The 19,602-nt window shown below is 34.1% G+C and carries 17 protein-coding genes and 1 tRNA gene; 5 read left to right on the top strand and 13 right to left on the bottom strand.

Translation table 11 applies throughout. From position 1 onward, the window contains the following. Window positions 1–72 precede the first annotated feature (72 nt). From GN138_RS09300 to GN138_RS09285, 4 genes are all read right to left on the bottom strand, one after another. Window positions 73–915 carry a DUF6515 family protein gene (locus tag GN138_RS09300; protein ID WP_157363527.1) on the bottom strand — a complete coding sequence of 281 codons (843 nt, stop codon included), beginning with the start codon at window positions 913–915 and terminating at the stop codon, window positions 73–75. 61 nt (window positions 916–976) lie between these two features. Next, window positions 977–1,309: a hypothetical protein gene (locus tag GN138_RS09295; protein WP_157363526.1), complete on the bottom strand. Its 333-nt coding sequence runs from the start codon at window positions 1,307–1,309 to the stop codon at window positions 977–979. Window positions 1,310–1,470: 161 nt separating this feature from the next. Beyond that, the gene (locus tag GN138_RS09290; RefSeq protein WP_157363525.1) at window positions 1,471–2,238 is read right to left on the bottom strand and encodes a LytR/AlgR family response regulator transcription factor; all 768 of its coding nucleotides are present in this window, start codon (window positions 2,236–2,238) and stop codon (window positions 1,471–1,473) included. After that, on the bottom strand, window positions 2,219–3,046 hold the full coding sequence (locus GN138_RS09285; RefSeq protein ID WP_197429333.1) for a sensor histidine kinase: 828 nt from the start codon (window positions 3,044–3,046) through the stop codon (window positions 2,219–2,221). Before GN138_RS09285 ends, GN138_RS09290 begins: the two co-directional genes overlap by 20 nt. Before the next feature lie 627 nt (window positions 3,047–3,673). On the opposite strand from GN138_RS09285, the gene GN138_RS09280 reads away from it, so the two are divergent. Continuing rightward, window positions 3,674–4,924, top strand: a complete 1,251-nt coding sequence (locus GN138_RS09280) for an IS256 family transposase (RefSeq protein ID WP_157363523.1) — start codon at window positions 3,674–3,676, stop codon at window positions 4,922–4,924. A gap of 129 nt (window positions 4,925–5,053) precedes the next feature. Here GN138_RS09280 and GN138_RS16165 read toward each other — a convergent pair whose 3' ends face one another. The 6 genes from GN138_RS16165 to trxA form a co-directional block, all read right to left on the bottom strand. Next, entirely contained in the window at window positions 5,054–5,221 is a 168-nt protein-coding gene (locus tag GN138_RS16165; RefSeq protein ID WP_231743059.1) for a site-specific integrase, read from the bottom strand. 139 nt (window positions 5,222–5,360) lie between these two features. Then, a complete protein-coding gene (locus GN138_RS16160; protein WP_394366127.1) occupies window positions 5,361–5,567 on the bottom strand; it encodes a phage integrase SAM-like domain-containing protein in 207 nt (68 codons plus the stop codon). A gap of 97 nt (window positions 5,568–5,664) precedes the next feature. Continuing rightward, window positions 5,665–6,894 carry a site-specific integrase gene (locus tag GN138_RS09270; protein ID WP_157363522.1) on the bottom strand — a complete coding sequence of 410 codons (1,230 nt, stop codon included), beginning with the start codon at window positions 6,892–6,894 and terminating at the stop codon, window positions 5,665–5,667. Window positions 6,895–7,123: 229 nt separating this feature from the next. Beyond that, window positions 7,124–7,197 (bottom strand) — tRNA-Asp (locus GN138_RS09265). 66 nt (window positions 7,198–7,263) lie between these two features. Beyond that, window positions 7,264–8,193, bottom strand: a complete 930-nt coding sequence (locus GN138_RS09260; RefSeq protein ID WP_157363521.1) for a DUF58 domain-containing protein — start codon at window positions 8,191–8,193, stop codon at window positions 7,264–7,266. 253 nt (window positions 8,194–8,446) lie between these two features. Further along, entirely contained in the window at window positions 8,447–8,764 is a 318-nt protein-coding gene (gene trxA / locus GN138_RS09255) for a thioredoxin (protein ID WP_157363520.1), read from the bottom strand. A gap of 370 nt (window positions 8,765–9,134) precedes the next feature. Here trxA and GN138_RS09250 point away from each other — a divergent pair, with 370 nt between their 5' ends. Beyond that, entirely contained in the window at window positions 9,135–10,703 is a 1,569-nt protein-coding gene (locus GN138_RS09250) for a hypothetical protein (RefSeq protein WP_157363519.1), read from the top strand. A gap of 112 nt (window positions 10,704–10,815) precedes the next feature. Here the strand turns inward: GN138_RS09250 and dnaE are convergent, their stop codons facing one another. The 3 genes from dnaE to GN138_RS09235 all read right to left on the bottom strand — a co-directional run bounded on the left by dnaE (window position 10,816) and on the right by GN138_RS09235 (window position 17,371). Further along, complete coding sequence (gene dnaE, locus GN138_RS09245) at window positions 10,816–15,201, bottom strand: DNA polymerase III subunit alpha (protein WP_157363518.1); 4,386 nt, start codon at window positions 15,199–15,201, stop codon at window positions 10,816–10,818. Between the two features lie 200 nt (window positions 15,202–15,401). Continuing rightward, entirely contained in the window at window positions 15,402–15,851 is a 450-nt protein-coding gene (locus tag GN138_RS09240) for a ferritin-like domain-containing protein (protein WP_157363968.1), read from the bottom strand. A gap of 194 nt (window positions 15,852–16,045) precedes the next feature. Continuing rightward, complete coding sequence (locus GN138_RS09235; protein WP_157363517.1) at window positions 16,046–17,371, bottom strand: DUF6252 family protein; 1,326 nt, start codon at window positions 17,369–17,371, stop codon at window positions 16,046–16,048. Window positions 17,372–17,578: 207 nt separating this feature from the next. Here GN138_RS09235 and GN138_RS09230 point away from each other — a divergent pair, with 207 nt between their 5' ends. From GN138_RS09230 to GN138_RS09220, 3 genes are all read left to right on the top strand, one after another. Next, window positions 17,579–18,073, top strand: a complete 495-nt coding sequence (locus GN138_RS09230) for a 30S ribosomal protein S16 (protein ID WP_157363516.1) — start codon at window positions 17,579–17,581, stop codon at window positions 18,071–18,073. Window positions 18,074–18,248: 175 nt separating this feature from the next. Continuing rightward, window positions 18,249–18,779, top strand: coding sequence for a ribosome maturation factor RimM (gene rimM, locus GN138_RS09225; protein WP_157363515.1), 531 nt, complete (start codon window positions 18,249–18,251; stop codon window positions 18,777–18,779). Then, complete coding sequence (locus GN138_RS09220; RefSeq protein WP_157363514.1) at window positions 18,779–19,495, top strand: tRNA1(Val) (adenine(37)-N6)-methyltransferase; 717 nt, start codon at window positions 18,779–18,781, stop codon at window positions 19,493–19,495. Before rimM ends, GN138_RS09220 begins: the two co-directional genes overlap by 1 nt. The last annotated feature ends 107 nt before the right edge of the window (window positions 19,496–19,602 follow it).

Raw genomic sequence — 19,602 nt, 5'->3', positions numbered from 1 at the left:
CTAATTAAAGTTTAAGACTGGCAATCTTAAACCCAAATATTATGCTTTAACGAAAGCCAATTACTACACAAATCAATCTGTCGAGAGTTCTCCTATAATTTTATAGGCTGTATCGTTAGCATCTGTTTCGACTTTTGAATACAAAACATTTTTGTAGGCATACAACGTTTTGTCATCAATGACCAGCTCTTGTAGATTTTGAGGCAAATCCCAAACAATTGCATTTTTGGGCGGTCCCACTATTTTGTATTGTCCGTCCAATAAAATATAAAAAACACCTTCTGAAAAATAATAAGTCGTGTCATCAACCTCAATAGTCGTATATTGTTCAGGCTGTGACACGGCATTTTCAGGCGCAGTGCCCATAACTTTGTAAGCACGACCGCCCTGAGTTTGTATCTTTAGGTATAGGGTTTTATTATAGCTGTAATAGGTTACATTGTCGATGGAAACCTTTTGTGTTTCCTTTGGCAGACTATAGATTATGGCATCTATTGGTGCATCAACAATTTCATATTGCTTATCAATGGGAAGATAAAAAACCCCATCTGCATAATAGTAAAGTGTTTTATCAACTAGGATTTTGTCAAACTCTACAGGCAAAGTGTTGACCTGCATTCCTACTGGTGGTGTAACGATGATGTATTGTCCACCATAATATCTGTAATAAACACCGCCGTAATAGCTATAGGGAATGCCCCCATAAGTTATTATTACTGCTCCAGAAGGAACTACCGTAGTAACCCTCACACGCGGTGCAGGAAAGGGTCTTATGACCCTAAAAGCGGGTGATGGTGCTACTACAACTGTGCGCGCAGGTCTTTTTACGATTACACGTTGACCGTAAGTCTTAGAACTGGATAGAAATAGGATAAAGAATACTCCTAAATAGATAAGCTTTGTTAAATTCATCATTTTTTATTTTTTCGTTCTTAAATTTAATGGGCATTATGAATTATGAAAATGTAGCCTTTTGTCAATCTTCATCTGGTATAAAAACCTCTTTAAGTGTTATTACACCTTTTAAAACACTTTCTTTTAGGATATCATTCTGGTGTACTTCACATTTTACACCATCTTTTAGTATTGAGGTCCATTTTATGGTTGCACAGTACTTTACATCGTTCTTGTAAAGTATAATTCTGGACATATCGCCATCATTGGTACCAGTGCCTATTAATACATTATCGTTTTCGCATGATATGATAGAAAACAGCATTGCTCCTTGTAGTACCGAAAACAATAATGCTACTAATAGGACACTTAAAAAGGTACCAAAAGTAATCTCACTTCCATTATTTGTATCCATAATACAGCAAACATAAGACAACAAATGAAGCGTCATTATAACAATAACATGAAACTGGCAAATTAGGGCTTAAAGCGGCAATTTAGGCAGGTGTATTATGAAACCTCGTTGAAGTTGCGCTCTTTGTTTTCCAAAAGCATAAACTTAGAAATAAGGTATTTCTAAGATGATTGCATCCACTGTATAAACTTTGTTGCTTTTGCTTTGCTTACAATGATTCTTTCTGGTGTGGCGACTTTTAAGGTTACCAGAAGCTTACGTGCAAAATAATTTTCTATTTCTTTAACAGCTTTGTGATGAATAAGAAACTGCCTGTTAGCACGGAAAAAAATATTTTGACTTACTTGATCTTCAATGGTATTTAATGTCAAATCTATTGAGTAAGACTTCTCATCGTAGGTGTAGATATAAGTTAATTCATTTCTTATATAGAAGTATGCAATATGGTCGAGTTCTATTGGCAAATATCTATTTCTATGAAAGACTAAAAAGCTTTTTACCTGCTTTGAGACTGAGTCATTTGCAATTATATTTTTCAATTTCATCAAAACAGAGACTTCTAAGTCATTTTTTTTTGAAAATTGATCATACTTGTTCAACGCTTTTGCAATTGCTTTCTCATCAAAGGGTTTTAATATGTAAGCGATGCCATTAGCATCAAATGCTTTTAGTGCGTACTCATCATAGGCAGTACAAAAAATTACAGGACAGTTTACCTGGACTTCCTTAAATATTTCAAAGCAAGAGCCATCTGCCAGTTGTATATCCATAAAGATGATATCTATATCAGATTGCTTGGTTAATACCTTTATGCTTTCATCGATTTTATGAACAAATGGCAAAACCTCTGCGTCTGGTCTTAACTCCAATGCATAGTTATATAAAAGTTGGGCAGTCTTTATTTCATCTTCAATGATTAGTATTTTCATAAATAAGAGGAAGTTTAATTGTGAAATGATCACTGGAAGCGATCACATCGATCGTTTTATTTGTTAACAACATATAGCGTTTTTTTATATTGTATAAGCCTGTTTGAGTTGAAATTATGGTCTGACGCTTTTTTATGACATTATTTCTCACTACTAAAAACTCATTTTCAATATATAATTCAAAAATTACAGGTTCATTTTGAGTTATGGTATTGTGTTTTATACAATTTTCGAGCAATATTTGAAGCGTAAATGGTGGTATTAATACCTTGCAAGCCATCTCTGGGATACTATTTTTTATTTGCAAACCTTCTTCAAAACGGGCATTGAGCATGTAAGCATATAGTTGCATAATTTCTAGCTCTTTCTCTAGAAGAACATAATCCTCTTTTTGATGTTGTAGTGTAAACCTATAGAATTCTGATAACTTCATTACCAGTTCAGGTGCCTGTGGATTTTTGAGCTCAATCATACTTTTAAGGATGTTCAAGCTATTGAAAAAGAAATGAGGATTAAGCTGTTCCTTTAAATACGAAAGCTGGGCACCCAGATTTTCCGATCGTAGCCTCTCTGCTTCTAATTCAAACTTACGTGCCTTATTAAACTGTATAAAGGAATAGATAATCGTCAGGATAACTATATTAAGAAGAAGTCCCCTAAACTGAAATACCCAAAACATAACGGTCGCGTTGTAATCAGGAAAAATATAAACGACCACCCCATAAGCCAGTGACATACCAAAGCCACCGGCTAAAATGCTGAATATGATTCTTATCGATAAACTCAGGAATTCTTCTCCTTTATTCAATATGTAAAGGTTTACTGCCCATATCATTAGAGAAGTTAATAATGCCGACAAAAAGACGCTAAAACTTTCAGATGGCACTATGTAAAGTAAAGTGAAATGGGAAGAGTTTGACCTCAGTATCTTGGGTACGGCAGCTAATACCCCTATGAAAAAAGAAGAGCCATAGACGATGTACCAGGGAAATATCCAATATCGTTTATTGATCATAGAATTTATTAACTTTTTATCTTGGTAAAGTATAGGATATTTTTGAAATATTCTAAATTATTTGAAATTGAAAAATATAAATTGACAATTATCTTATGAACAAAGTACCTAGAGGCTATGTAAATTGTTTAGAAAAAAAGATTGAGTGCATTTAAAAAAAAAGGGAGTATTTTATAGTTTATGTTTGAAGTATTTTCCTCGAAACAACTGCTTAGGTTAAAATCTTCCTAATTTAGTTGAAGAAACGCCAATGCCAAAATAGTACCTTTTAAGCGTAAAGAAAAGATTTACCGAAATCACGTTGTAATGTAAGAGATTTTATTTTAAATGGCTTTCGAGTCGTTTTCTATTTTTGGCAGAGGGTGTAAACTGAACTCTGTCTGAAATAAATTTAAGTATTAATTTTATTCAGACAGGATTATGAGAAAAGAAGAACAAACAGAATTCGAGAAAAAGGTACTTGACCAGTTCATGTCGGGCAAGAACCTTTTCGGCAAGGACAGGGCCTTTGCCCCGATGCTTAAAAATGTAATCGAGAAGGCGCTTGATGCAGAGATGGAAGGTCATTTGGACGATTCGGAGCGTAGTGTCGGCAATAAGCGCAACGGCAAGGGCAAAAAGACCATTAAAAGCGGTTTTGGCACTTTCGATATCGAAACTCCCCAGGACAGGCAAAGCAGTTTTGAACCGGAATTGGTAAAAAAGCGACAAACTATTTTAGCCGATAACCTTTCGGACAAGATCATAGGCCTTTATGGCCTTGGTATGAGTTACCGCGATATCTCTTCGCATATCAAGGAGATGTACGATACCGATATCTCCCATACCGTTCTGAGCCAGATAACCGATAAGATCATCCCTGATGTAAAGGCATGGCAAAACCGCCCATTAGAGCCGATGTACTGTATCGTATGGCTCGATGCCATGCACTACAAGGTCAAAGTGGAGGGTAAGATCGAGCACAAGGCCCTGTACAATATCCTCGGTATCAACAAAGAAGGCTACAAGGAAATATTGGGCATGTACATATCCGAGAGCGAGGGCGCCAACTTTTGGCTTCAGGTAAACCGTGGCCTAAAGGATATCCTTATCGCCTGTACCGATAACCTTAGGGGCCTTACCGATGCGATATTGAGCGTGTTCCCCAAGGCACAGGTACAGCTCTGCATCGTACACCAGATAAGGAATTCGTTGAAGTACGTTGCCTCCAAAGATCAAAAGGAGTTCATGCGCGATTTGAAACTTGTCTATCGGGCCACGAGCAAGGAAGTGGCCGAGGACGGACTATTGGGCCTGGAAGAAAAATGGGGAGGAAAATACCCTGTGGTCATCGAGAGCTGGCAGCGTAATTGGGAGCAACTGTCGCAGTACTTTCAGTACACCGAGCCCATCAGGAAGATCATCTATACCACCAATGCCGTGGAGGGGTTCCACCGCCAAGTACGCAAGGTCACCAAGACCAAGGGTGCCTTCACGAACGATATGGCCCTATTGAAACTGGTATATCTGGCAACAAAAAACATCGAGAAGAAATGGACAAGCCCTTTGCACAATTGGAGCCTTAGCGTTCAACAACTTTATATTAAATTTGGGGAGCGGATACCACTGGAATTAAACGCCAATTCCTTTGGGGCTAGCCCCAAAGGAATTGAATCAACGGACAGAGTTTAATTTACAGACCCTTTTGGCAATTTGAGCTTTTTTTTTAATGCCGCCATATCCGAACTTACCTTATGCTTCAATACTCTTGCATAAATCTGGGTAGTTGCATTTACTATGACCTAAAAGCTTCGATACAGTTTATATTGGTACTCCATTACTAAGTGTAATTGTAGTTGCAAAGGTGTGCCGTGCCATGTAAAAGGTTAGATTTTTATTTATACCTACATGATTGGCTACCTCCTTAAGATGAGCATTCAACTTTTCATTCGTAATTATAGCTAAAAGTGACGAGGTAACTGTTGTCATCGGGCGATTTTCATATTTCTCAATGATTTGTTCTGCTTTAGTTAGCAGTGGTACTTTTACCGAGGACTTGGTCTTTTGGTGTTGAGTAACTATCCAGTTAGCACCGTCAATACCTTTTATCACATTTTTGAGGTAAGATTCATAATATCCACATAGCTAATACCAGTGTAACAGTTAAATGATAAGCAAGCGTTATCATCTTGCGTAGATGCTGGATGTGCTTCATTATGGTCTTTTTACTAATTGCGCGCGGATGGTCAACTGGCCAGACATTGGTCAGGTAGTTTTCAAAATCAATGTAGCCTTCCCTAAAAATGTAGGAAAGGCTACAATCTGAACAGGAAATTGGGGCGATTATAAATTTAAGTAGGACAATTGTGAAATTTTTTAATTTGGATTAAAATTAGAAATCAATAAAAAGGTAACTCTTCAGGTTGCATGGATTATTTTTTTTCAAGTAATAATAATTCTAGCTTACCCATATCTTCACTCACCTTTTTCTCAACAACTCTTGCATAAATTTGAGTAGTGGCCAATTTTGTATGCCCTAGTAATTTTGATACAGTTTCAATGGGTACACCATTACTGAGTGTTACCGTAGTTGCAAAAGTATGTCTAGCCATGTGAAAGGTCAAATTCTTTTTAATACTACATAAATCGGCGATTTCTTTTAGATAGCTATTTAATTTCTGATTCGATAGTTTGGGTAAAAGGCTTCCACAATTTATAGTTCTCGGATGGTCTTTGTACTTTTCAATTAGAGTTAGGGCTTTAGGGAGAATTGGTATTTTAAAAGGGGTGCCGGTTTTAACTCTATCTGCCATAATCCAAAGTTTAGAGTCGATTCCAACAACAATATTCGAACTAGTTAGACTTTGTACATCACTATAAGATATTCCAGTATAACAGCTGAAAATAAATATGTCGCGAACTACTATCAGTCTCTCGATTATAGATTGTAGTTTCTCAATACTTTCTAACTCATCAGCGGTAAGGAATTCTCTCTCCTTCTTTTGTATTTTAACTTTAAAATTAACGAACGGGTCTCTTTCCATCCATTCCATCCGATACGCCAGTGTGACCATTCGCCTTAAACGTTTAATATGCTTCATAGCTGTGTTATTCCCTATCGGCTTTTGACCAGTTTTTGGGATATAGTTTCTTAAATAGCTTTCAAAGCCTATTATAAATTCGTGATTTAAAGTATTTAGATTGATATCGGTTTTCCCATACTCGGATAGGATAAAGGATAACATATAACGTTGACTAGTTTTATAGTGCCCTAATGTATTTCTGTGCAGCTTGTGCCGCATCTTTTCGTTGTGATAATTAATAAGATTTTGGAATGAAAAATGTTTTTTGGATTCTCCAAGAAATTTTTCTTTTAGAGTCTCAACGGTAAATGGAGTTTCTTCAGACTTTAGACCTTCGTAAATCTTATAAATATTTGCCTGAACATTATTAAGATATATGTTAAGATTCTTTGCAATCTTTCCCGAACCGCTTGCGCGCTGAGTTTTCGAATTCCAAGTGTCAACATCCACTTTTCGTTTTAGACTTATGTTGACACGTTGACCATTCAAGGTCAATCTCAGATAGATATTGGTTTTGTTATTTACTTTACGGGTTACATATATCCAGAACAGGATAGAAAATGTTGATGAAGTGCGCATGGTTGTCGTCTTTAATGGTTAAACATCGATGGACGAAAGTCAAATCAACTATACTAATTATGAGTAAGATACATAATCTGTCAACATTTTTATTCCAAAAAAAGATATGTTGACGATTTGTGAACAATTAAAAGCAAATCACATCAAATTAAATGATTGGCCTAAAATTATAAAACCTTGTAAATCATAGGATTTACAAGGTTTTGAGGGATTTTGACTTCCCATTTAGCGGTCTGGACGGGACTCGAACCCGCGACCTTCGCCGTGACAGGGCGACATTCTAACCAACTGAACTACCAGACCGTTGCTTAATTGCGAGTGCAAATATACACTGCATTTTTAATTTGACAAACAAAAACTGAAAAAAATCTAAATAAATTTTTGTCGCTCTAACATATAAGTCGTTAAAATGTTATCAAAACCTGCAGTAATATCGGCTTCAACATACTTAATTCTATATTGTCCACATTTAATTTTTAGGTCAGTAAAGTATTCTTTTACAGCATTTTCATAAGTTTCTTTTACGTTATCTGCGTACAAATTAATGTGGTCTCCTGTCTCAACATCGATAAATCGTTTTGGCCTATTGTCAAAATCAAAAGAGAGTTCTTTTTTCTTATCAAATACATGAAATAAAACCACTTCATGCTTATTGTGCTTTAAATGACGGAGTGCTTCAAAAAGTTTTTCGTCATCTTCGGAGGTTTGAAACATATCTGTGAACAAAAATATTAGTGATCTACGATGCATCTTTTCTGCAATTTGATGCAAATATTTATACGTTTCAGTAGTCTTGGTATCTTGTTTAGAAACAACAGCTTCACTTAATTGATGTAATAACATTTGGTGGTGACGCTCACTACCTTTCTCTGGTGCATAAAAATCATAAGTATCACTGTAAATACTTAAACCTACCGCATCGCGTTGCTTTTTAAGAATATGCATTAGCGATGCACTTGCCAGAGCAGAAAAGGCAATTTTATTTAAATTATCTAATGTAGTACCAGCCGTTTCAGGATAATGCATAGACGTACTGTTATCTACAATGAGGTGGCAACGTAAATTAGTTTCTTCGTCATATCGTTTGGTATATAAACGATCAGTTCTTGCGTATAGTTTCCAATCTATATGCTTTGTACTTTCTCCCGGATTATAAACCTTATGTTCTGCAAACTCGGCAGAAAACCCATGAAAGGGACTTTTATGCATACCAGCAATGAAGCCTTCTACTACTTGTTTTGCTAATAGTTCTAGGTTTTTAAAACCACCTGTTTTATTTAGTTCTTGTTGTAAATTCATAAGTCCTACTTAGCCTTCTTTAAAAGAAAGAACTAGCTAATTTTGTTTATTTGTTACGCACAAAAAAACTATTTTTTAGTTTTTTAAATTAGCCTTCAATTACTTAAACTACTTCTAACACAACAATGTAAATTACTAGTGACTGAATACTGAAGATTACTAACTAAAAACCTAATCACGTCCAAACTAAAAAAGGTTCACCATATTGGCAAACCTTTTATCATTTCTTTTAGAAACTAATTTTATTTTCAGACTATAATAATGCGTCAATTGCGTCTGAATATGCATTTTTAGGCGCAACACCAACTTGGCGACCAACAACTTCTCCGTTCTGGAAAATTAAAACTGTTGGGATGTTTCTTACACCATATTTTGCTGCAAATTCTTGGTTTGCATCAACATCAACTTTTCCAACTACAGCTTTACCATCGTATTCTGTACTGATTTCATCAATGATAGGTCCAACCATACGACATGGCCCACACCAAGCAGCCCAGAAATCAACCATTACAGGCTTATCACTTTTTAATACTGTTTCTTCAAAGTTTGCATCTGTTATTTCTAATGCCATAATATTTATTATTTTGTATTGTACTTCCTTTTTTACTATCACTCAACTGATAGAAGTACAAAATTAGTCAAAATATTCCGCAAACCTTACAATGACCGTATTGGATTTGACTATAGATACATTTTCTAGGCTTATTACATTCTTAAAAATATAATCGCAGTAAACATTAAACGAATGTTCTAAAACCAAAAAACGTCATTATTTATTCAATAGAATGACGATATTATTAATATTTAACAACAAATTACCGGTTAAGCACCTGATGTATTTGATAGACAACCAAACCATTAGCACCTGTAAACATAGATTTTAGTCCAATTAATAATTATGAATATATTTGTTTATCAATTGATTGAACAAAATCCTACTCATGAAAAACATTTTAACACTCACTCTCATCCTCTTTACCTACGCGTTGTCTTTTTCTCAAGGTGCAAACTTAGACAGAGAATACTTTAATGTATCTTATGTAAAATTACCAACACATCCAATTTTAAATAATCTAAAACGAACATTCTCTACTAATAAAAGAGCAATTTCATTATCTGGTTTTTCTAGAGTTAATAAAAATGGAACTTTAGATATTAATTATAGATTTAATGGAACCAATGTTGGCGATGTTGAAATAAAAAAGACCAAACACGAAAAAAAAGATGATGATGGCAACGTAGTTTCTACAAGTTATACATATAAAATTCATGTTACTTATACGTCATCAGCTAGTATAGCAGTTAGTAATTCTGAAAATATTGAAAACGATTATCAAAATGACTTTTCAGAAAAAGACAACTACCAAAGTAGAGATTTTAAAACCTATAGAGCTGCGCAAGATTATTACAATAACAACCGTAATAACTTAAGAAACACATATTCATCTGACCACCAAAAAGCGATATTGAATTCTATAAATTATAATTTAAATACTATTTACGGCTATCAAATTACTAATAAAAGGAGTGAACATTTTTGGATTTTAGGCAAGAAAAAACATCCTGAATACCAAAAACATATAGAAGCTTTTGAAGCTATGAAAACAGCTTTTTCTAAAATGAAATCTAACGAATCAGTAGATGAATTAAAAACTGAATTAGCGCCAATTATGGATTACTTTACTAGCTTAGTCTCTAAATATAATGGCACAAAAAAGAAAGATGCAAAAATGAGATATGCGAGTTTTTATAACATGGCGAAAATGTACTATTATCTAGACATGCCTGAAGAAACTAAAATATATGCACAAAAATTAATTGATAATGACTACGATAAATCTGATGGTAAATATTTTATAAGAATAGCAGACCAGTTAATAGAAAGATTTAACGCTAACAACACAAACACTAGACACTTTGAAGTCCTTACTGAAGATTTAAGCCATATTGTAGAAAAACCTACAATTACAAAACCAGAAGTGTCTTCATCTCTAAATTTAGAATTAATTAAAGCGTACTTAGTGTCTAAAACTAATGATACCACTTTAGTAGATTTGGATACTAAAGACATTAAAAACATTGCCTATAAAATGAATATTGTAAGATATGCAGATAACGGCACACCAATTGGCACAGAAGTTAAAAGTGCTAAAGAACTAAACGAAGTCCTTTTTGTTGATGGCACACATTATAAAAATATAGATTTTAAAGAAACAACTACGAGTAAAGAGGCACTCAATGCTACACAAGAAAAATTATGTAAGGTTTTAGTTGAATCTGACACTATTAACCTTTACCTTTTTAAGGAAGAAGAACCTGTAATTGTAACACCAAATAGTGACACAGGAACATCTACGTTATCAAAATCTTATGTTTTTGGGTTTAATAAAAATCTTGCTAAATTAGCTGAAGGACACCCAGAACTTGTTGAAAAAGTGAATAATAAACAGTTTAAAAACACCGTTGAAGACTTGGTTAAATTCTGTAATGAATTGGCTGTTTCCAAATAACTTGAACATGTTAAATTAAAAATAAATAGTAATAAAAAAGCAACTTTAATTAGTTGCTTTTTGTTTTAGATAAATATGATTTTAAAGCGTTTATATTAACTAAAGATTTTGTTTAATTCAATTTATACATCACATTATTATCTGATAAACTATTCAATAATTCTTGAGAAATTTTGACTTTATTTTTTCTACTTGGCATTTGTACTTTAATTTTTTCAGCATTATCATACACCACAAAATTTAAAGTTTGATTGCCTTCATGGAACTTAATTAAATCGTATAAAACTGAAATCTTATCCCTCTCTAAATCCCTTATATTAAGCTGAATAGATAACTTCTTAGCATAAGTATCCATAACATCATGCAATAACTGAAAATTATTAAACTGAATTCTTGGATCACCTTTTTTACCTGTGTCTCTGTTTACCCATCCTTCCCGAACAAAAGCCCGTACATACACAAATGAATTAATAACAAAAAAGTGTCTAAACTTTAAGTAGTCTTCACCAAAAATTCTAAATTCAAAACTATCACTGTAGTCTTCAATGGTAAATATTGCCCAACCTTTACCTTGTTTGCTCACACGATGTTGCACATCTGTTACTACACCACCAAAAGTCACCTCTTTATTTACAATAGCTTCTAAATCATTAAATAAGCCTACAGTTCCGTTACAAAAGGTTTTCATTTCGGTTTTAAAATCATCTAAAGGATGACCCGATATGTATATACCAACCACGTCGCGTTCTCGTGATAGTTTTTCCATAGTTCCCCAATCTTCGCATGGTGGAACAGTTGGTTCTGCAATTTGTACATCGCTAGCTTCACCAAACAAACTTACTTGAGCCGAATTTTCATTTTCCTGATGTTTGGCTCCATATTTTACAGCTTTCTCTAAAAAGGTTATACCATCACCATCGTGAGCGAAATATTGGGCTCTATGGGTTTCTGGCCAGCAATCAAATCCACCTGCATTAGCTAAACCCTCAAAAGCCTTTTTATTTGCAGCTCTTAAATCAATCCGCTTAGCCAAATCAAAAATAGATTTGTAGTTCCCACCTTCCTTTCTATTATCTACAATGGTTTGTACAGCACCATGACCAACGCCTTTTATGGCTCCCATTCCAAACCGTACCGCATTATCTTTGTTTACCGAAAACTTGTAAAAACTTTCATTAACATCTGGTCCTAACACAGGTAATCGCATCCGTTTACACTCTTCCATAAAGAAGGTTACGGATTTAATATCATTCATGTTATTAGATAAAACGGCTGCCATATATTCTGCAGGATAATGCGCTTTTAAGTAGGCTGTTTGGTATGCAATCCATGCATAACAAGTGGAGTGCGATTTATTAAAGGCGTAACTTGCAAAGGCTTCCCAATCCTTCCAGATTTTTTCTAGTTTGGTTTTATCTAATCCTTTTGCTCCTGCTTGCTCAATAAATTTTGGTTTCATTTTATCTAAAACCGCAATTTGCTTTTTACCCATCGCTTTTCTCAAAACATCGGCTTCACCTTTGGTGAAATCTGCAAGTTTTTGAGACAGGAGCATTACTTGCTCTTGGTAAACCGTAATACCATAAGTTTCCTTGAGGTATTCTTCCATTTCTGGCAAATCGTACACAATCTCTTCATCACCGTGTTTACGCGCAATAAAGCTTGGAATATATTCCATTGGACCAGGACGATACAAGGCATTCATAGCAATTAAATCATCGAAAACCGTAGGTTTAAGATTCTTCATGTGTTTTTGCATCCCAGGCGATTCATATTGAAACACACCAACCGTTTCTCCACGTTGAAATAACTCATAGGTTTTTACATCATCTAAAGGAAAATTCTCTGGATCTAAAGTAATATTATGTCTCGCTTTTACAATCTTAACCGTATCTTTAATTAAGGTTAAGGTTTTTAATCCTAAGAAATCCATCTTCAATAAACCAGCACTTTCTACTACTGAGTTATCAAATTGGGTCACGTATAAATCGGAATCCTTTGCCAAGGATACCGGAACATAATTAGTAATATCACCTGGCGTAATAATTACACCACACGCATGGATACCAGTATTTCTTACCGAACCTTCTAAAATTCTGGCTTGGTTAATAGTTTCGGCTTGTAAGTCGTCACCATCTGAAATATTTAATAGTTCATTAATTTTTTCTAAATCCTCGGCTCTAAATTTTTTAGCAAGTTCCTTTTCATCTAAACCAAAAATCTTTCCGAGTTTAGACATTAACGGAATTAATTTTGCTATACGATCCGCTTCATTTAATGGTAAATCTAAAACTCTGGCTGTATCTCTGATAGAGGATTTAGCTGCCATTGTTCCGTAAGTAATAATCTGCGCAACTTGGTTAGCACCATATTTTTCAATGACATAATCCATAACACGACCTCTACCTTCATCATCAAAATCAATATCGATATCTGGCATACTTACACGATCCGGATTTAAGAAACGCTCAAAAAGTAAATCGTATTTTATTGGGTCTATATTGGTAATCCATAAACAATAAGCAACCACTGAACCTGCTGCAGATCCACGACCAGGACCAACGGAAACATCCATGTTTCTGGCTTCGCGAATAAAATCTTCAACAATTAAGAAGTAACCTGGATACCCTGTTTTTTCAATAACGTTTAACTCAAAATCAAGACGTTCTTCTATTTCTGGTGTAATATCACCATATCTAATCTTGGCACCTTTGTATGTTAAATGTCTTAAAAATGCATTTTCACCTCGTTTTCCGCCATCCACTTCGTCTTCTTTGTGCTTGAATTCTTCAGGAATATCAAAAGCAGGTAATAATACATCTCTTGCTAACTCATAAGGTTCAATTTTATCAACAACTTCTTGAATATTTACAATCGCTTCAGGCACATCTCTAAACAACGCCTTCATCTCTTCTGAAGACTTAAAATAGTATTCCTGATTAGGTAAACCATAACGGTAACCACGTCCACGTCCAATTGGTGTGGCTTGCTTTTCGCCATCTTTTACACAGAGTAAAATATCGTGCGCATTGGCATTTTCTTGGTCAACGTAATAGGTGTTATTGGTTGCCACCAACTTAACATTATGCTTTTTTGAAAACTGAATTAACACAGGATTCACACGGTTTTCATCCTCTTGATTATGGCGCATGATTTCGATATATAAATCATCTTGAAATGTTTCTTTCCACCATAACAACGCTTCTTCTGCTTGGTTTTCACCAACATTAAGTACCTTGCTTGGCACTTCACCATAAAGGTTTCCCGTTAAACAAATTAAATCTTCTTTGTATTGCTCAATGAGTTTTTTATCTACTCTAGGCACATAATAAAAACCGTCTGTAAAGGCTGCTGAGGATAATTTTGCCAAATTATGATAGCCATTTTTATTTTTGGCCATTAATACAATTTGGTACCCATTGTCTTTTCGGGTTTTGTCTGCATGGTTTTCGCACACAAAAAACTCACAACCTATAATTGGTTTAATAATTTTACCTTTCTTTTCTAAACCAGCTTCTTCTGCTTCTTTATGTTGCGCTTTTACTTTTTTGTTATGACCAGAAACCGCACTTACAAAGTGAAAGGCACCCATCATATTACCATGGTCCGTCATAGCAACGGCAGGCATATTTTCTCTAGCTGCTGCAGCTACTAAATCCTTAACACTAATAGTAGATTGTAAAATGGAATATTGCGAGTGGTTATGCAAATGGGCAAAATCAACATCTTTTATTTGTGAGGCTGCTTCTTTATCTAAAACTGTTGGTGTAGATTCAGCTTGCTCTTTTTGAAGTCGCGCATTGATTTTAGCACTTTCCTGTTTAAGATTAACATGTTTTAAACCTATTAATTGAATCTCTGCAGGATTCTCTTGTGTGTAGTTTTCAAAATAATCTGGCTCAACATCTAACTGTTCTTTGGTATACTGCTTACGTCTTATTAACTCTAAAAAACAACGTGTGGTCGCTTCAACATCTGCAGTGGCGTTATGCGCTTCTGCAAATGGTTGATTAAATAAATACTCGTGTAATTCCGTTAAGGTTGGTAATTTAAATTTTCCGTAACGTCCTCCTGGTATCTGACATAATTCTGCTGTGTGCTCTGTACAAGTATCTAACACAGGTAATTCTTGTAATGGATTTGTAACGTTTTCACGAACAAATTCGGCACCCATAATATTTAAATCGAACTTAACATTTTGCCCTACCACAAATTTAGTTTTTGATAAAGCAATATTAAATTTCTCTAAAACTTCTGCCAATGGTACACCTTGTTCTTGAGCTAATTCTGTAGAAATACCATGAATTTTCTCAGCATCATAAGGGATGTTGAAACCTTCTGGCTGTACCAAATAGTCTTGATGCTCAATACAATTACCCATACCATCATGCAATTGCCATGCAATTTGTATACATCTTGGCCAATTATCTGTATCTGTAATTGGTGCATCCCAACGTTTTGGTAATCCTGTGGTTTCTGTATCGAATATTAAGTACATATTGTTGCGTTAAAAATTTAAGGCTTAAGGCTCTATAACGACCTAAAAACCAGATACTGAAGCAAGTTCAGCGCTTCAAAATAAAATAGCATATAAAATTACGTAGAATTTTAACTCATCTGCAATGAATTTATGAAGAGTTTTAAACATAAAAAAAGCCAGCCTAATAAGCTGACTTTTTTAATTAAATCTATTGCGTTTTATGACACTAATTCTTCGTGTACTTTTTCTGTATTAATAGCGGCTTGAATTGCATTTTTATGCTTAATTAATAAGCTATCGATAGATGGTGGTAAATGTCGTTCTTGCAACAAATCATTATACACATCTATACTTGCTTCTTCACCTCTAATAGCCTCTTCTAAAATAGACTCTTCATTGTTTGAGCTGAATGTAGATTTTAAACTCATCCAGTTACGGTGTAAAGTTCCTTTTAAACTACCTGTTTCTTCCGGTATTTCTCCATACCTTAATATTTCTAGCCTTAATTCTTTAGCGAAATCACTTCGTTCTGAAGCTCTACGCTTAAAATACATTTTCAATCGGTCGCTATCTACATTATCAATAGCATTAAGATATCCTTTTTCGGCATCGTAATTTTTAATTAATAATTCGTTTAACTTATTTGAAATTTCTTCTGAATACTTCATTCTATCTTTTATCATTTTAATTTCAATACCATTGTTTTCTGATGCGTATTGTTTAACATCTTGTGAATTCAATATACATATTATATAAGCCTATAGCGAATGAATTAACATCTTTAACAAAGGTTTGAAAAGTCTTTAACAAAAAAAAGCCCTACTCTAATGAGTAAAGCTTTTTATAAATATTTAACATTGTTTTAAGCTTGTAAATAGTCTGGCACACCATCACTATCTGCATCAACTGCATCATCCGGATTTCCATCACCATTTGGGTCTGCATTTTCGTCTATAGTTAAAATACCATCACCATCATCATCATTATCTAAATAATCTGGCACACCATCACCGTCTGTATCAACTGCATCATCTAAATTTCCATCGCCATTTGGGTCTGCATTTTCGTAAATAGTTAAAATACCGTCACCATCATCATCATCATCTAAATAATCAACGTCGCCATCGCCATCTGTATCAGCTGGATTTCCGTCTTCATCAACCGCTTCATATTCAGTTAAAACACCATCACCATCATCATCATTATCTAAATAATTAGGAACACCATCACCATCTGTATCATCATCTTCAAAATCCTCATTACCGTTAAAGTCTTCAAACACATTTGGCACACTATCACTATCATCATCACCACAATCTAATTCATCGATTTTTATTTGTAGACTACCATCGCTATCACCACAAATATCAATTTCATCTTGTAAGTATTGGGCATACTGTGCACACTTTTCATTAAAATTACCAATAGTAGCTGTTGAATATTGAGAAAGAGCTTCTTCTACGTTGGCAGTTGCATATTCACAAGGCAAAGTACAATCGCCCAACTCATCAATTAAAGCTTGAATGGCTCCATCAGGATCACCACAATAACCTTGCTGAGTATATAATGCATCCATATAGTTAGCACAAGCTGTTGCAAAATCTTCACTACTTACAAAATCTAAACTAGGTGAAAAGGTAGCCTCATATGCAATTAACGCATCACTAGCTAAATCTTCAACATCTGCACAAACAATTGGGTTTGTAGGAATATCTCCAGAAATTAAAGGTACTTTATAAAAGATGCCATTTGTAAAACCAATAGAACTTAAGCCATCCTCATCAAATGCCAAAAACCTATAGGTTCCTGTAAATGTTTTATTTACCATATCTATTTCACTAATAACAATCTCTCCTAGTTCTGGATAAACTGAAACACTTTCATCGGGTGTATTATTAGTAGAATAAACTTCTCCAAAAGCATCAATATATTCAGCCTCCATTAAATCAACCTCACCTACTACAAAAGTATTTTCCGAAACCGTAGGAACATTAAGGTTTACAGTTTCGTAATTATTAGAACCAGTAATTGTTAAAAAACCATTAGTATCAATCGACGCAGAAAATGATGATGCTCGCCATAATTCGTTTTCACGATCACCTTGAAAAGCAGGTGAATTAAATTCTACTTCATCACCACAGCTAAATACGGTTAAAAAAACAAGAGATAAGAGGATTATTTTCTTCATGTGTAAATTGGTCTTTATTCAAAAATGTTGAAACGAGAAACCCAAATGTATAATATTTTTTTATATAGAGCATAAATTGATTTTTTCTTTTAGTTAAAAAGAGGTTCTTTTAGTTAAAATGTATTTAAAATATTGTATTTGCTAAAATTATAGTATATTTGCGCCCTCATTAATAACAGAGGTCGAGAACCTCACTAATTAATTATTATGCCTGTAAAAATTAGATTACAAAGACACGGTAAAAAAGGAAAACCTTATTACTGGATCGTAGCAGCGGATTCTCGCGCAAAAAGAGATGGTAAATACCTTGAAAAATTAGGAGCTTACAACCCAAACACAAATCCTGCAACTATTGAATTAGACGTTGATGGTGCCGTAACATGGTTACAAAATGGCGCACAACCAACTGACACAGCAAAAGCAATTTTATCTTATAAAGGTGCTATGTTAAAAAATCATTTAGCTGGTGGTGTTAGAAAAGGTGCTTTAACTGAAGAGCAAGCAGAAGAAAAATTTAATGCTTGGTTAGAAGAAAAAGCAGCAAAAATTGCAGCGAAAGCTGAAGGATTATCTAAAGCAGATGCAGAAGCAAAAGCTAAAGCATTAGAAGCTGAGAAAGCTGTAAATGAAGCTCGTATAGCTGCAGCAGCTCCTGTTGTAGAAGAAGTAGCTGAAGAAACAGCTTCTAACGAGGAAGAATAAAAAATTATTTTTTATACTTTTAAACCCAGACTTTAACAGTCTGGGTTTTTTTATGATGTAAAATTCCATATTGATTTCATGTCATAATCTTCATAAAAATGAGGCTCACATTAAGAATTGAATTAACAATTATAAGTTTACCGCTTTGGCGAGAACAACAAATCCAAGATTTGTAATGAAAAAAGAAGACTGCTTTTACTTAGGCAAAATAGTTAAGAAATATAGTTTTAAAGGAGAACTATTAGCTAAACTAGATACTGACGAACCCAATTTGTACGATAATCTAGATGCCATTTTTATTGACCTGAGAGGAAATTTAGTACCATTCTTTATAGAATCTTCGCAATTACATAAATCAGATTTACTGCGTTTAAAATTTGAAGATGTAAATGATGAAGCTGATGCAGACGCATTACTAAAATCAGATTTATATTTACCCTTAGAATTATTACCTAAGCTTGAAGGTAATAAGTTTTATTTTCATGAAGTAATTGGTTTTACTATTAAAGATAAAAACTTTGGAGATGTAGGTGTTATCACAGGAATTAACGATTCTACAGCGCAATCCTTATTTGAAATTGACAGAGATGGTGTTGAAATCTTAATACCTATGAATGATGAATTTATTGTTAAAGTAGACCGAGAAAATAAAACCATAGAAGTTAATACGCCCGAAGGATTGATAGATTTGTACCTAGAAGAATAATGAGTTCACTTCCGTTTAAATTCAAAGAATTCTCAATTAACCAAGACCAATGTGCTATGAAAATTGGTACAGATGGCGTTTTACTTGGTGCATGGACATCAATAAAACATAATCCTTTTTCTGTACTAGATATTGGTTCTGGAACTGGTATTTTAGCTTTAATGATTGCACAACGAAGTTTTGCCCAGAACATTGAAGCCATAGAAATAGATGCTGCTGCTTTTGAGCAATGTGCTCAGAATTTTGAAAACTCACCTTGGGCAGATCGTCTTTTTTGTTATCATGCATCTCTTTTAGAATTTGTTGAAGAAATAGATGATAAATTTGATTTAATTATTTGTAATCCACCATTTTATACCGAGGATTATAAAACTAAAAACACATCTAGAGACTTAGCTCGTTTTAATGATGCTATGCCTTTTGAGCATTTAATTTTTGCGGTTGCCAATTTGTTATCTAAAGACGGTTTGTTTTCTGTTGTAATTCCTGTAAAAGAAGAAATCAAATTTACAGCATTAGCATTAGAATCTGGTTTACATCCTAAACGTATTCTTCATATTAAAGGCAATCCTAATTCAGAAATAAAACGAAGTTTAATAGAATTTTCTTTTACAAAAACTGAAATTGAAACTTCAGAATTAATTATAGAAACCTCACGTCACCAATACTCAGAAGACTACATAAATTTAACCAAAGATTTTTATCTGAAAATGTAATTCTATTGTTGGGCAATGCATACGATTTCGTTATTTTTGTTAAAGTTATAAAATAACCTCTTCTATTTTGATAAATTCTTAAAATTAGAAGCTATAAATACCAACAT

This window comes from Winogradskyella endarachnes, from assembly GCF_009741275.1.
Taxonomy (GTDB): domain Bacteria; phylum Bacteroidota; class Bacteroidia; order Flavobacteriales; family Flavobacteriaceae; genus Winogradskyella; species Winogradskyella endarachnes.
This window is presented reverse-complemented; position numbering and strand designations above follow the sequence as displayed.

Bases quoted from the DNA above. Each gene is read 5' to 3' on its own strand.
- GN138_RS09300 (WP_157363527.1), bottom strand. From the start codon at position 915: ATGATGAATTTAACAAAGCTTATCTATTTAGGAGTATTCTTTATCCTA.
- rimM (WP_157363515.1), top strand. From the start codon at position 18,249: ATGAAAAAAGAAGACTGCTTTTACTTAGGCAAAATAGTTAAGAAATAT.
- GN138_RS09260 (WP_157363521.1), bottom strand. From the start codon at position 8,193: ATGAATTTACAACAAGAACTAAATAAAACAGGTGGTTTTAAAAACCTA.
- GN138_RS09235 (WP_157363517.1), bottom strand. From the start codon at position 17,371: ATGAAGAAAATAATCCTCTTATCTCTTGTTTTTTTAACCGTATTTAGC.
- GN138_RS09240 (WP_157363968.1), bottom strand. From the start codon at position 15,851: ATGAAGTATTCAGAAGAAATTTCAAATAAGTTAAACGAATTATTAATT.
- GN138_RS09290 (WP_157363525.1), bottom strand. From the start codon at position 2,238: ATGAAAATACTAATCATTGAAGATGAAATAAAGACTGCCCAACTTTTA.
- GN138_RS09230 (WP_157363516.1), top strand. From the start codon at position 17,579: ATGCCTGTAAAAATTAGATTACAAAGACACGGTAAAAAAGGAAAACCT.
- GN138_RS09270 (WP_157363522.1), bottom strand. From the start codon at position 6,894: ATGCGCACTTCATCAACATTTTCTATCCTGTTCTGGATATATGTAACC.
- GN138_RS16165 (WP_231743059.1), bottom strand. From the start codon at position 5,221: ATGACAACAGTTACCTCGTCACTTTTAGCTATAATTACGAATGAAAAG.
- GN138_RS09295 (WP_157363526.1), bottom strand. From the start codon at position 1,309: ATGGATACAAATAATGGAAGTGAGATTACTTTTGGTACCTTTTTAAGT.
- GN138_RS09250 (WP_157363519.1), top strand. From the start codon at position 9,135: ATGAAAAACATTTTAACACTCACTCTCATCCTCTTTACCTACGCGTTG.
- dnaE (WP_157363518.1), bottom strand. From the start codon at position 15,201: ATGTACTTAATATTCGATACAGAAACCACAGGATTACCAAAACGTTGG.
- trxA (WP_157363520.1), bottom strand. From the start codon at position 8,764: ATGGCATTAGAAATAACAGATGCAAACTTTGAAGAAACAGTATTAAAA.
- GN138_RS09280 (WP_157363523.1), top strand. From the start codon at position 3,674: ATGAGAAAAGAAGAACAAACAGAATTCGAGAAAAAGGTACTTGACCAG.
- GN138_RS09220 (WP_157363514.1), top strand. From the start codon at position 18,779: ATGAGTTCACTTCCGTTTAAATTCAAAGAATTCTCAATTAACCAAGAC.